This window comes from Vibrio sp. B1FIG11 (assembly GCF_905175335.1).
Classification (GTDB): domain Bacteria; phylum Pseudomonadota; class Gammaproteobacteria; order Enterobacterales; family Vibrionaceae; genus Vibrio; species Vibrio campbellii.
The window spans coordinates 2,045,725-2,058,859 of the sequence record NZ_HG992752.1 but is presented as its reverse complement, the minus strand read 5'-3'; the positions used below and the strand labels follow the sequence as shown (position 1 = coordinate 2,058,859).

Annotated in this window: 9 protein-coding genes; 5 read left to right on the top strand and 4 right to left on the bottom strand. The window is 47.0% G+C overall.

Annotated features, from left to right (window positions below):
* Positions 1–19: 19 nt before the first annotated feature.
* The gene (locus KHO06_RS26860; RefSeq protein ID WP_348638093.1) at positions 20–958 is read right to left on the bottom strand and encodes a hypothetical protein; all 939 of its coding nucleotides are present in this window, start codon (positions 956–958) and stop codon (positions 20–22) included.
* 234 nt (positions 959–1,192) lie between these two features.
* Positions 1,193–3,079, bottom strand: coding sequence for a methyl-accepting chemotaxis protein (locus tag KHO06_RS25805; RefSeq protein ID WP_212582882.1), 1,887 nt, complete (start codon positions 3,077–3,079; stop codon positions 1,193–1,195).
* Between the two features lie 318 nt (positions 3,080–3,397).
* Between KHO06_RS25805 and KHO06_RS25800 the strand changes: the two genes are divergently transcribed.
* The gene (locus tag KHO06_RS25800; protein ID WP_212582881.1) at positions 3,398–6,148 is read left to right on the top strand and encodes a M16 family metallopeptidase; all 2,751 of its coding nucleotides are present in this window, start codon (positions 3,398–3,400) and stop codon (positions 6,146–6,148) included.
* A 63-nt stretch (positions 6,149–6,211) separates the two neighbouring features.
* On the opposite strand, the gene KHO06_RS25795 is transcribed toward KHO06_RS25800, so the two are convergent.
* Positions 6,212–6,538 (bottom strand): 2Fe-2S iron-sulfur cluster-binding protein, encoded by a 327-nt coding sequence (locus KHO06_RS25795; protein WP_212582880.1) that lies wholly within the window; start codon positions 6,536–6,538, stop codon positions 6,212–6,214.
* A 206-nt stretch (positions 6,539–6,744) separates the two neighbouring features.
* On the opposite strand from KHO06_RS25795, the gene KHO06_RS25790 reads away from it, so the two are divergent.
* Both KHO06_RS25790 and KHO06_RS25785 read left to right on the top strand, forming a co-directional pair.
* On the top strand, positions 6,745–7,173 hold the full coding sequence (locus tag KHO06_RS25790) for a Spy/CpxP family protein refolding chaperone (RefSeq protein WP_011999098.1): 429 nt from the start codon (positions 6,745–6,747) through the stop codon (positions 7,171–7,173).
* A gap of 224 nt (positions 7,174–7,397) precedes the next feature.
* On the top strand, positions 7,398–8,141 hold the full coding sequence (locus KHO06_RS25785) for an oligogalacturonate-specific porin KdgM family protein (protein WP_005429124.1): 744 nt from the start codon (positions 7,398–7,400) through the stop codon (positions 8,139–8,141).
* Positions 8,142–8,209: 68 nt separating this feature from the next.
* On the opposite strand, the gene KHO06_RS25780 is transcribed toward KHO06_RS25785, so the two are convergent.
* Positions 8,210–8,857, bottom strand: coding sequence for a MurR/RpiR family transcriptional regulator (locus KHO06_RS25780; RefSeq protein ID WP_038890412.1), 648 nt, complete (start codon positions 8,855–8,857; stop codon positions 8,210–8,212).
* Positions 8,858–9,029: 172 nt separating this feature from the next.
* Here KHO06_RS25780 and KHO06_RS25775 point away from each other — a divergent pair, with 172 nt between their 5' ends.
* Both KHO06_RS25775 and KHO06_RS25770 read left to right on the top strand, forming a co-directional pair.
* A complete protein-coding gene (locus tag KHO06_RS25775) occupies positions 9,030–10,436 on the top strand; it encodes a fructose-specific PTS transporter subunit EIIC (RefSeq protein WP_045416206.1) in 1,407 nt (468 codons plus the stop codon).
* A gap of 68 nt (positions 10,437–10,504) precedes the next feature.
* Complete coding sequence (locus KHO06_RS25770) at positions 10,505–13,132, top strand: glycoside hydrolase family 38 C-terminal domain-containing protein (RefSeq protein ID WP_212582879.1); 2,628 nt, start codon at positions 10,505–10,507, stop codon at positions 13,130–13,132.
* Positions 13,133–13,135: the final 3 nt, after the last annotated feature.

Below are 13,135 nucleotides of genomic sequence, written 5' to 3'. Positions count from 1 at the left end.
GAGTTTGTCTTACTGGTTGCTAGGCTGCTCGTGGTCGAGGTCTGGCCATATGCGAGCAGCATTCACTTAACCAACCGTTGCGATGAGCGGCGTTGTAAGCTCCGCGACAGCAGCGTAACCAATCTTTTTTGGTCGAGAAGTACGATGCACTGCCTTTGCAGATTTTTAGCGTCCATTTTGAACGTGCAGAACGCATGTGGGCGCAGCACCTTTTCATCCAACCATTGCGGTGAGCGGCGAAGTAGGCGCCACTGCATCCTTCTTGCCATGCGGTTCGGGTTTTGTATTCAGCCGCGCTTCGGATGCAAGCGTCAAACGTCCATTTCTTTTGTGTTCTCGGGGCGCCCATATGAGCGCAGCACTGCTCCAGCCAACCTCGATTTCTGGCTGCTTGGTAAGCGCTTTTACAGGCACTGATCCACTCGGTGCGTGTTCCGAAGGCTCGCGCGCTTTTGACACAGGCGGCCAAATCCCATTTCAATTCGATGGGCTTCATATGCGTGCAGCAGTCGTTCAGCCATCCATTTCTATTGGCCGCGTTGTAAGCGCCGCTGCATCCTCGCTGCCAATCGGATCGCGTCTCGTATCGTTTTGCGTTTTCTGAGCAGGTTTCGAATGTCCATTTCTTACCGGTACGAGAAGGAAGCATATGAGCGCAGCAATCTTCTATCCAACCGTTTTTCCTTGCTGCGTGGTAGGCGCTCTTGCAGCCGTGATTCCATTCTGAACGAGTGTGGTATTGTTTGGCGTTTCGCTTGCACTTGTCGTATGTCCATTTGACGCCGACACGTTGCATGTGAGCGCAACATTGGTCGAGCCATCCATTACGGTAGGCCGCGCTGTAGGCTGCTTTGCATCCTTCACACCAGGCTGTACGTGTTTTGTAGTTCGCCGCACTTTGTTTGCACAGTTCTAGATTCCATTTGCCCCGTTTTTTGGGTAGGTCCATAAGATTCATAAGCGCACCCCTTCAAGTGTTCCTGAATAAGGTTAAAAAGCCGTTTCCCTGAAATATATTGCCCATCTCGCTCTCTAAGAAGCTTGCTGATGTCGATGGGTGATCATGTCGATGGTATTGCTCTTATGTACGGTTTTTTGGGGCTTTCGGGTCAATTTAAGCCCAATTTACACAAGGGAGAAACAACAAACCCCGCAACGTGGCGGGGTTTGGAATTGAGGTTTGAAGCGAGAATTACGCCAGTTTGAACGTTGCCACTTTCGAATTGAGATCTTCTGCTTGAGATTTCAGCTCAGACGACTGATTCATCGATTCCTCTGCCCCGATAACCAAGTGATCCGTGACGTCTTTGATGGAAGTAACGTTCTGGGTGATTTCATTGGTCACGTGGGTTTGTTCTTCTGCGGCGGTGGCGATTTGGGTCGCCATATCGCTGATCATTGCTACTGCCGAGTTGATTTCATCCAGCGCTTGGGAAGCACGGTCGGCATCTTCTACCGAACCTATTGCCAGTTCAGAGCTGCGTTCCATCAAAGTAACGGCACGCTGAGTTGTGCGTTGCAGTGTCTCGATGGTGGACTTGATTTCTTCTGTCGAAGTATGAGTACGTTGCGATAGAACACGAACTTCATCCGCAACCACAGCAAAACCGCGGCCTTGTTCGCCTGCACGTGCAGCTTCAATCGCAGCGTTCAATGCAAGTAGGTTGGTCTGCTCAGCAATGTCACGAATGGTCGATAGCACGGTATTGATGTCTTGAGCATGCTGGTTCAGTTCACTGATAACACCGCTGGCTTGGTTCACTTCCGAAGACAGGTTGTTGATCGAGTCTTTGGTGTTCACTACCAGTGAGTGGCCGTTTTGTGTGCTTACGGAAGAGTCCTGCGCCACTTTTGCTGTTTGCTCGGCATGAGAAGCGATCTCTTGCGTCGCAGAGGCCATTTCGGTCACTGCTGTTGCCACAAGCGTTATTTCTTGTTGCTGGTGGTTAAGCTCTTCAACCGATTGGTTTGCCCGTTTCGTGCTCAGCTCTGATTGATCGTTTAAGCTCTCCGCTTGATGACGAATATGGCCGATAAGCTGCTGAAGACTGGCAACGAACTGGTTGAAGTTTTCTGCCAATTCACCCACTTCGTCACGGTTCTCAACTTTGATGCGCTGAGTTAAATCACCGCTACCATTGGCGATTTGCGATAGGGCATTTGACACGTTGTAAAGCGGACGGAAAAGGATGTTACACAATAGGTTAAACAAGGCCACACAGATGATCACCACAATCGTAGTTGCGATGATTTGTCCCCAAACGGCATCGTAAAGTGGGGCGACCAAAGAGTCATTATCCAGAACCGTTACTGTGGTCAATTTGGTGCCATCGATGGCTTTCGCGTAAACCACGAAGTCTTTGCCGTTGATGGAGATGGTGCGTTCTTGTCCAGAGTTGGCAGCCGCGACGATGTCGCTGTTATTTAAGCCCAGCTTGCTCACGGGCTGGTTAAGCAGCTTACTGTTGTTGTGGGTAAAGATATTGCCCTGATCGTTGGCGATGAACATATAACCTTCACCAGGCAGAATCACTTGGTTCAGGCTATTTAGGATGTCACCGATTTCCACGTCTGCACCTAGCACGCTGGTTTGACCGTGAAGCTGGAGTGCTTTACCCAAAGACACTACGTTTGCACCTGTTGCCGCAGCAACGGTTGGATTGTCCATAAAGACTTTCGAAGGGTTTGCGATTGCGTTGGTGTACCAACCCCATTGGCGAGGGTCATCGTTACCCGGTGGCAATACAACACCATTCGCGTTGTCTTGAGAACCGTCTGGATACGCAAGGAAGACGTTATCAAACGCGGCAGAATCGCGAACCTGCTTAAGGTGCGTCACAATCGCTGATTTTTCAGCGTCTTGAGAAAGCGATGTGAGTGCCCGTTCTTTCGATAGTAGCCAGTCGCTTACGTATTGGTTGTAAGATGCGCTAGTACTTTCTAGGCGCTGAGCGACTTCAACATCAAGTCTTTGCAAAGCATCACGGAAAGACAGCCCCTCCACCAACACTCCCCCGAGGATGATGGCAGCACTGGCAGAGATCGCCAGTTTGTTCTTTAGAGATAGATTTTTAAGCATAAAGTTATAGTTGGCTCTTATATTTATAAAAATAGGTATTTAGCGGCGACATTATATTTTAGTGGTCAAAATAAATTCAGATCTATGTCGCGTATTTGAGTGGTACTGATGTTAATGCGCAAATATTCAACACAGTGCTTTGCCTTTTTGCGCTAACTTGTTTAAAAGAAAGGCGCTCCCTAACGCTTTGTAAATAATTCTTATTTTTATAAAGTGTGATGGAGATCTTACTATTCGGGCGTATATTTCATATTAAATATCAAGCATATGACGTGACCGATATATTGCCTCAATTAATCTTTATTAGGGACGATAGTTATGCGTAGCACGTTGTTATTCCCCGCCTTATTGCTGTCAGGGTGTGCTCTGACTCCTCAACCTACACTTCTCCAAGCCGATCCAAATTGGACGGTCGACCAGCTTGCCAATGGGATGAAATACCACATCTACCCAACTCAAGATGAGGAAGTTTCAGTACGTTTGATGATGAACGTTGGTTCGTTCCAAGAAGACGCCAACCAAAAAGGCTATGCACACTTTATCGAACACATGGCATTTAACGGCAGTACGCACTTTTCTGGCAATGATGTGGTGAAGTTGTTTGAAGCATCTGGTGGCAGTTTTGGTGCTGACATTAATGCTACCACCACTTACCAGCAGACGACTTATAAGCTCGACCTTGCCAACCCAAGTAAATTAGATGAAGCGCTTACGTGGATGCGCGATATCAGTGATGGTATTGAGTTTGACCCAACGCAGGTAGAAAAAGAGAAAGGGGTGATTCTAGGGGAGTGGCGACGCTCTCGTCCTGATGATAAAGCGTTAGCATTCAATGCTTATCAAGCTTCTATTGAGGGGACGCCTTATGCGGATCACGATCCAATTGGCACGCGCAGCTCAATTGAAAATACCACCTCTCCGGCGTTAAAAACGTTTTATGACAAGTGGTATCAACCGCAGTATGCCGAGTTGATCATTACCGGTAATGTCGATGTTGAGTCGATCACCAAGATCATCGAGAAAAAGTTCTCTAACTGGGAAAGCACCTCTGATATCGAGCTCGAAAATCGTCGTGATATACGAGTGAACAACGCTAACCGTATTCTGCCAAGTAGCCAGATGGAGTCGCCAAGCTTACATCTGATCATCGACCGAGACTCTGTCACGCGACAAACGGTGCAGCAGCAACATGCAGCGTGGCAAGATGAACTGAGCGCTCAGCTTATTCAACAACGTTTGCTGACGGTGTTTAATAACGCCGCTGAATCTTTCCAATACGTATATGCACAGCCTTACTCGTCTAATTATCACCGCATGATGTCGGCAGGTGTCTCGTTTGCTCCGGAGCGTCGCGACAATATTCAGCAAATTTTCCTCAATACACTGACGTCTTTGCGTGATTATGGTGTCACGCAACAAGAGCTTGAGAACGTAATGTCGAGTTGGTACGGCGAGCTGAACAACCTCGACTCGGATTGGGCGAAACGTAAGCCAGCAGGTTACGCAGAGGCTCGCGTATTCCAACTGGAGCGCGATTCGGTGTTCCAATCAAAAGACGGTTACAAGCAAAGCCTGACGAGTTTTGTGAAAGACAATGATCTTAGCCATGCCAACCAAGCTCTTGAAGATTTGCTTGCTGAGCCAGCTAACTTTGTGATTGGTTTGGGTAAAACGGAAAGTAAGCAGCAATTCGCTGGTGAGTTTGCATTGCTCAGCGCCGCTTATGCACAAGCTGGTGAAAAGCCGTTGGAAATGTACGCTAAGACAGATGGCTTTATTCAGCCGAGCCAAGAAGGTGACATTATCAACGTGCGTGAAGAGAAGGGCGGGTTCCAAGTTTACACCCTCTCAAATGGCATTGAAGTTTGGTTCCAAAAAGATGAAAAAGCCGCTAACCGCGCTTACGTATATTTAGTGAGCCAAGGTGGTAAAGCGGCACTTGATAAATCGCTCTATCCTGCTTTTGAAGTGGCGACAATGTCAGCAGCACGTAGTGGCTTAGGCGATTTCTCAGGCGCAGAGCTGGATAGTTACTTACGCAAAAACGACATTTCACTGTTCCCGATTCTGGGGCCGACGAATCATGGTATAGAGGTTATAGCGCCCAAAGCGCACCTAGCCAGTGCGATGAACGGTTTGTACAACGTGGCAACGCAAATTAAAGTCGATGAGCGCCAACTCGACGCGGTGAAGCGTGAGTATGTGCAGCAACGTCGCTCGTTCTTTGAATCACCAATGGGTAAATGGGTTAAAGCGGCGAATGAAAATGCCTACTTACCTAACAGTCGCCACCGCTTGCTATTAACTCATGGCGCGGATGAGGTAACCAAAGAGCAAGTATTTGCCGTGCATGATGCGTTATTTAAGGTGAATCGTGGCTTTAAAATGGTGATTTTGGCGGACGTTGAGCCAGAACAAATTACACCATTGCTGCGCAAGTACGTGGCATCCATTGACCTCAGAACAGGGGCGGCGGTGGATTATCATGTCGCGTTTCAACCTAACGCTAAAAGCCGCTTAGTGATGGCGGAAGGGAATGAGCCGTCGTCGTTGTACTTGCTGCGTTTAACTAACAAGCACGAGTCACCAAGAACCGCGCGTGATACGGTGATCGAGGACATGTTGCAACGCATTGCGGCAGCACGAGTAACAGATCAATTGCGTGAAGAAGCAAGCTTGGATTACAGCCCGAGTATTTATCCGATTACGCAAGACAGAGAGCAGGTTTCAGATTGGTTCTTTGAATCGCAAATCGATCCTAGAGACGTCAGTAAGATGGATGCACAGTTAGACAAGATCTTCGATGCGTTAGCGAAAAACATCACGCAACAAGAAGTCGATATTGCCGCGAAACAGCTTTCTGTTTCTATGAAGGACATGGATGACAATCCGGGGCAACGCAGCTGGGCATATACTCGTTATTTAGTACATGACTACGGATTAGATGTGTTGCTAGATGTTGATAAAGCTGCGCAAAGCGTGACGCTGAAAGAAGTGCAAGCCAAAGCACTTCAAGCGTTCGGCAGCAAAGCGAAACGCACCACCATTATCCTCAATCCAAAACAATAATCAGCAAAAGGGCGACTCAATGGTCGCCCTTTTTGTTTCCGAATTGGCAATAGAAACGTGCCTTTAGCCACACTGACAAGGCGTAGTTTCGCCCGTTTTGATTTGCTGCTTGTAGGCTTTTATCGCCTCTTTTCGCGCTGTGTCGAGATCAGGGCGACGCACCACCACTTTCATCCCCGATTTCGGTTTTACCTTACAGGCATAACGTGGCTTCCCATCAACTTCGACTTTGCAAGCATGGCAGCATCCGTGTTTACGATGGTTCTTCAAGCAAGGCGCGGCGATATTCACTTTGGCCTTACGTGCGACTTCAACCAAATTTTGGTCGTCAGGTGACAGAGTGATTCTATGGGTATCAATCTCGATGATTGCTGGGGTAAAAGTAAACATAAGCGCTTAGATTCAAGTTAAACAATGACTAAGACGTCAATCGTCGGAAAAAGACGAAGTCGTCACTCAATTGTTTTAAAGTTCCGTTCAATTTTTAACTTACTCAGTTTTGTGAACGAAAGTCTCATATTGATTCGATGTAGGAAACCATGTGGTATCGCCTCGGTCTCACCTAACTCCAAATTGAAGTAAAAAAGGTTCCCCCAATGAAACGCTACCTATTGTCGACAATTCTACTCCTAAGCAGCGCAAATGTATTTGCAGAATCTGCACCAGCGCAGCCTGCGGCACCAAAGCCATTTGGTCTAGAAAGCATCACGACTGAGCAACAAGCGAAAATCGAAGAGATTCAAATCAAACTGAGCAGCGAGCTGGCGGGTAATCAAGATCCTAAAGCGGTTCAAGAGAGCGCGAAGCAATTTGAGAAGTTAGTGAAAGCATCATCATTTGATGAAGTGAAAGCGACGAAGCTGATCAAACAAGCGCATGCAAAACAGCTTGATACACAATTGGCACAATTGAAAGCACAGCACGATATCTACAACGTACTGACAGCAGAGCAGAAAGCGACGTTAGAAAAGCGTCAGCAAGAGCAACTGAAGAAATTTGAAGCACTGCAAAAAGACGCTCAGTAAACACAGATTTTTATTTCCCCCTATTTAAACCAAGGCTCCCTAATGGGAGTCTTTTTTATGCGTTAAATTGCAGCGAAACAGAAGGAAAAAGCAGAATTTTAGTGTGATTCAAGTTCAAGTCGAATCGGCATACATCGATTGTACGATGATACTTTTTACAGTGTAAAACTCACGGGCATATAGTGGCGGCGAATCAGTTATTAACGACAATATAAAGGTCTAAAATGAAAACAAAAGCCCTACTGTGTTCTACTCTTGTTGCAGTGACAGCCCTACCTACCTTTGCTGGTGAGACCAAGCTGGATGTACGTTTTGGTCACAACACCGCGTCTGATATTCGCGATAGCCGTGTGAAATTTATGCATACTTTCGATACGGGTTTTTACTTTAGTGCCGAAGCCGCGCAAATCCACAATGATGGTTACTTTGCTGGTAATGACTCTAATGATCCAGATAAGAATGGCTTGAAGGCAGCGGCACAGGAATTTGAAGCAACTTACAAGTTTGATCTTGGTGAAGATTGGTATTGGGCGCCAGGTTTGGTGATGGTAACAGCCCCGAACTGGACGGAATACCGACCTTATCTAAAGCTTGGTACGACGTTTGACAATGGCGTGTCTCTAACGGGGCGTTACCGCTACAACTGGTCAAACGATGCGAATGGTAAAAACTACCTTGATGGTTCTGGTACCACTCGTGGTGCTTCTAACCAGTTTGATCTTTGGATCTCGAAAAACTTCGGCGATGTGGGTCTGATGTACAACCCTCGATACCGTTACCAAGATGGCGTAGATCAAGGCACTGGTCGAGATGATTACTGGGAGCACACGATCATGGTTAACTACAAGTTGAATGAAACTTGGACGCCATACATGGAGCTGGTTTCTGTCGATGAAACCTACGTGGATGAACAAGGTAACCGTGAGAACGATTACGCAGTGCGCTTAGGTTTTGTGATGAACCTGTAGTAACGAAAGAAATCAAAAAAAGCGGTCATTGACCGCTTTTTTTGATCGGAAATAAGAGCAGAGGCGAATTAAAAAGTGAGCAGCTCTTTGCCGATTTTATCAACGATATTAAGGATATGGATTTGCGACTCTCGACTATAGAGAGAAATACCATCCACTTGCTCCTCCAAAGGAATATTCAGGTGGCTCGATTGCGCTAATGTAGAGCCTTTTCGACTGATTCCCATCACCTTAAGACCTTTTCTTTTGGCGTTGTGCGCCATCTCTACAACGGCTTGTGTCTCCCCAGATTTACTGATTAACAAGAGCGTTCCGAGCTCAGCCCGCGTTAGCTGGTGGATATCTGTGATCACCAAGTGAGGAATATTCGCCAGAGAAAGAAAGCGCGACAAATAGTTCACACTCACAATCGATGCGCCGCGAGAGTACAGATACACAACAGGGGAGCCACTCAGTGTCTTTGCCACTTGTGAAATGACACTTTGCTCGCACTCTTCACCCTCTAGGTTTTGTGCCTGTTCTTTCAACTCATTTGCCAATTTATAGCGCAACTCTGTGTAGCTGGCATACCCCATTTTTTTACAAACCCGATTGACCGAAGTTGTAGTGGTAAGTGCCTTGTTGGCTATGGTTTTTGCCGAGATCTCATGCAGCTGACTAGCGTGCCCAATCAGATACTCGTAGATAACGCGCTCTATGCCTCGAAAAGTGTTCATCGCTTTTGACTATTATTGAGAAAACTGTCGGTATTACGCTTGAAAATGGCCGCGTTGTCTTTGCGTCGGATCACAGATGTATCGTGATACGTGAGTTGTATGAGGAAACAATATCTGAGCCGAGTTGGGGTTCATATACTGTCCGCAGTAAAAAATAACAAGGTATAGACCCATGAGTAAAAAGAAGCTGGTTGCAGTCACCGCCTGCCCTACAGGCATTGCACATACCTTTATGGCAGCTAAAAAAATCAAAAGCTGGGCTGACAAGCATGGCTATGAAGTCAAAGTGGAAACCCAAGGCAGCGATGGTGTGAAAAACCGATTGACTGCTCACGACATCGCAACCGCTGATGGTGTCGTGCTAGCCGTTGACGTACCCATCATGGACATGGAGCGCTTTGATAATGCCAACCCATTAAAAGTGCGAACTCAAGAGCTGATCAAACATGTGGATGCTTTGTTGCCAACGGTTTTCCAACGTGGCAAAGAAAAGTCGGCGGCATTGAGTGAGCTTCCAATTGAAGAAAAGCGCTCGGCGTATCAAGTTGCGATCGGCCACATCATGACAGGTATCAGCTACATGCTACCTGTCGTGGTTTTAGGCGGTCTTCTCATGGCGGTTGCCAAGATCACCGGTGAGTTCATAGATATCTCCGGCACTCCGATTCAAACCTTGGATAAATTGGGCTTCATGACCATTAAGTTCATGTACCCAATCTTTGCTGCATACCTTGCCTATTCTATCGCTGGTAAACCCGCTCTGATTCCTGCCTTTATTGGCGGCGTGATGAGTGACGAAGTGTACAAACGCTTTTTCGACCTAGAGGGGTGGGCGCCTTCTGGCTTCTTTGGCGCCATCGCGATTGGTTTCCTGGTTGGTTATCTCGTACGTTTCTTGAACGACACGATCAAAGTGAAATCAGAGCTTACCACGTTAAAAACCATGCTTGTGGTCCCGGCGATTACGGGTGTGGTGATGGTGCTGACGATGGAATACGTCATCAATCCATTCTTTGGGGCTTTGAACATCGCCATGATCAACCTGTTTACCGAAGCGGGTGATGCTGGTCGCGGCATTTACTCGATGGTTATTGCGGCAGGTACTGCATTTGACTTGGGGGGACCAATCAACAAAGCCGCAGGCTCGGTGGCGTTAGGTCTCAATGGCATGGGCGAAGGTTTTGATTTGATTGCCCGTGAATTGGGCATCGTTATCCCGCCTATCGGTGTTGGCCTTGCTGCCTTACTTGATGGCAAATTCCGTCCGCGAGTGTTCTCTCCAGAAGAGCAAACCGTCGGTAAAACGTCTTTGATGCTGGGCTTAATTGGTATTTCAGAAGGAGCGATTCCATTCATCCTAAAGAACCCGAAGATGATTCCAATCATGATCTTAGGTTCCATCATCGGTACGCAGTTAGCCGTAGTGCTGAACGTATTCCAAAGCTTGCCATTACCGGCAGTATGGGGATGGTTCCTATCGTCTGATCCTGTGAGCTACACCATTTCTGTTATTGCCGGCTCTCTGTTTATTGCTGTGGCTCTGCTGCTTTGCACTAAACCTCAGCCTACTCAAGCTTAACCATTTTCAACGGAGGAAGACGCATCTTCCTCCAATAAAATTCAGACCAAGATTTAGAGACAACGCCAATGGCTAAAGTACACGTAATTCCTCACACTCACTGGGATCGTGAGTGGTATTTCACCCAACAGGATAGTGATGTACTCGCGACTTACAATTTTACCAAAGTAATTGAAACGCTTGAAAACACCGAGGCTTATACCTGTTACCACTTAGACGGCCAGTCCTCTATTGTGGAAGATTATCTTAAAGTCCTACCTTACATGCAGGAGCGCATGGCTAAATTGGTTTCAGGGAAGAAACTGTTTATTGGACCATGGTACACACAAACCGATACCTACAACGTCGCCGCAGAATCGATCATCCGTAACTTGAAATACGGTATGCATATCGCTGAGGAACTTGGCCACAGTATGAAGGTGGGTTACTTACCAGATACCTTCGGTCATAACGCGCAAATGCCTACCATTTTTAAAGGCATGGGTATCGATAACATTATCTTCTGGCGCGGTATTGACTATGACCAGCAGGTCGAAAAATCGCACTTCTTCTGGCGTTCGACTGGGGGCGACGAGATCTATGCTTACAACCTAGTTCATGGTTATGGCGCAGCGAAGAACATCAATGCGACGCCTGATCATCTGGATAAGAAAATCTTCCCGATGGTAGAAAAGATCAAATCACTTTCAGGTTTGGATGAAGTGTTGATTCCATCGGGTGGTGACCAAGTGAATATCGACCCTGAGTTACCAAAAACCTTACAAGCCGCGACTGAGCGCTCGGGTAAAGATGTTTACGTGATTTCATCGATGGAAGCGTTTGTTGATGTGTTACGTGATAATGACCAAGCGTTTGAGACGTACCAAGGTGAGTTCAAGTTGCCACGCTACACGCGCATCCATAAAACCATTGGTTCAGTCCGTTATGACATCAAGAAACTCAACTTTGAAATTGAACAGTTCTTGTTGAAGAAGCTTGAAGTGGTGATCGCTATCGCGAAGGCTCAAGGTATTACCGTACACACTGAGTTAGTCGATATCGCTTGGAAAAAAATCCTTGAATGTCATGCCCATGACAGCATGGGTGGATGTAATAGCGATGCCACCAACGCCGATATCATGCATCGTCTCAAGCAAGCGGAAGAGATTTGTAACGGCCTTTACAATCTCGTTATCAAAGAGATTGCCAGTGCATGTCATGATGATGAGTTGATGTTATTCAACGGTCAAATGACGCCTTACAACGGGATGGTCAAAGCGGTTGTATTTAGTGCGAGTGAGAACATTTCGGTTCTGGATTCTGGTCAGCCTCTACCGATTGAAGTGCTCAAGAAAGAAACATTGAGTGGCGGTAAGATCATTGAGGTAACGAAAGACGGCGAGAAGGAAGTCGACGTACCACCATACTACCGATTCGAGCTTAATGTGTTTGTTTCTGAATTACCTGCAATGGGGTATCGCGTTTTTGAAGTTCAAGCTTGTGAGCAAGCCAATGCAGAGCAAGTGAACAGCGAGCAAACGGTGATCGAAAACCAAGCATTGCGAGTTTCTTTAGAGCAAGGTCAATTGCGCTTAGAAGACAAAATTAATGGCCGCGTCATCGAGCAATTATTGACGTTTGAAGAGCAAGCCGACGATGGCGACTCCTACGATTTCTCACCACTGGAAGGTGATACACCAAACTACAGCACTTCGCTTGAGTGGTTGTCATGTACGGTTGGTGAAACGCAACAAAGCTTATCTGTTCGAGCAACGTTAGTAGTGCCGCAAGATCTGACGGTACGACAAAGTGGTGAGCAGAATAGACAAGCGGTCTTCGACATTACGATGAGTTTGGTTAGTGGTGAGTCCCAGCTTCTGTTTGATATCAACACAGTGAACAACACTTGCGATCACCGTGTACGTGTTCTGATTAACTCAGATCTTCAGACTGATACTTCGATCAGCACTCAACCTTTCGCACTGATGGAGCGTCCTGTTGCTCCCGACCTAGCGCAATGGCGTGAAAAGTACCGAGAGTGTCCTGTCGATATTGAAACCACAGATGGTTCTGTCGCGATTGCTGAGTCGGAGCGAGCTTTGATTATAACGGGACGTGGCCTTAAAGAGTTTCAGGTATTGAAAGGCTCAGAAAGCGATAAGATCGCACTGACTTTGTTTAAGTCGACCGGAAGACTTGGTAAGGATGACTTGTTATGGCGTCCGGGGCGTGCATCTGGCATCAACAACACAGTGGTATATACGCCTGATGCTCAACTGCAAAAAGCGATGAGCTTTAGCTTTGCTCTGGCTCTGTGTGATAACGCCCAGCACAAGACCATTCGTCAGTTAGAACGCCGTTATTTGGACCTACCTTTTGGGTACCAAAAACAATCGCTGAATAGTTTTGAAAATCGTCTCGAACGCTTCCAAGTTCGCTTTGAACCGAGACAGCATTCACCTTCATTCAGTCTGTTCTCATTACCGCAAGCGCTGGAACTGTCCAGCTTAGGGCACTCTTTCTACCGTGATAATGCGATCATTCTGCGCGTGTTCAACCCAACTGAGAGTCCAATCGAGCTTGACCTTGATTCGCTGAAGCATTTTGCAGACGTTGAATTGGTGAACTATCGCGAGCATCCACTCAATGGCGCTTACATTGTGCGCCCGAATAACAGCTTAGATGTGCGTTTAACGCTTGGTAACAAAGAGAAGTAGGAG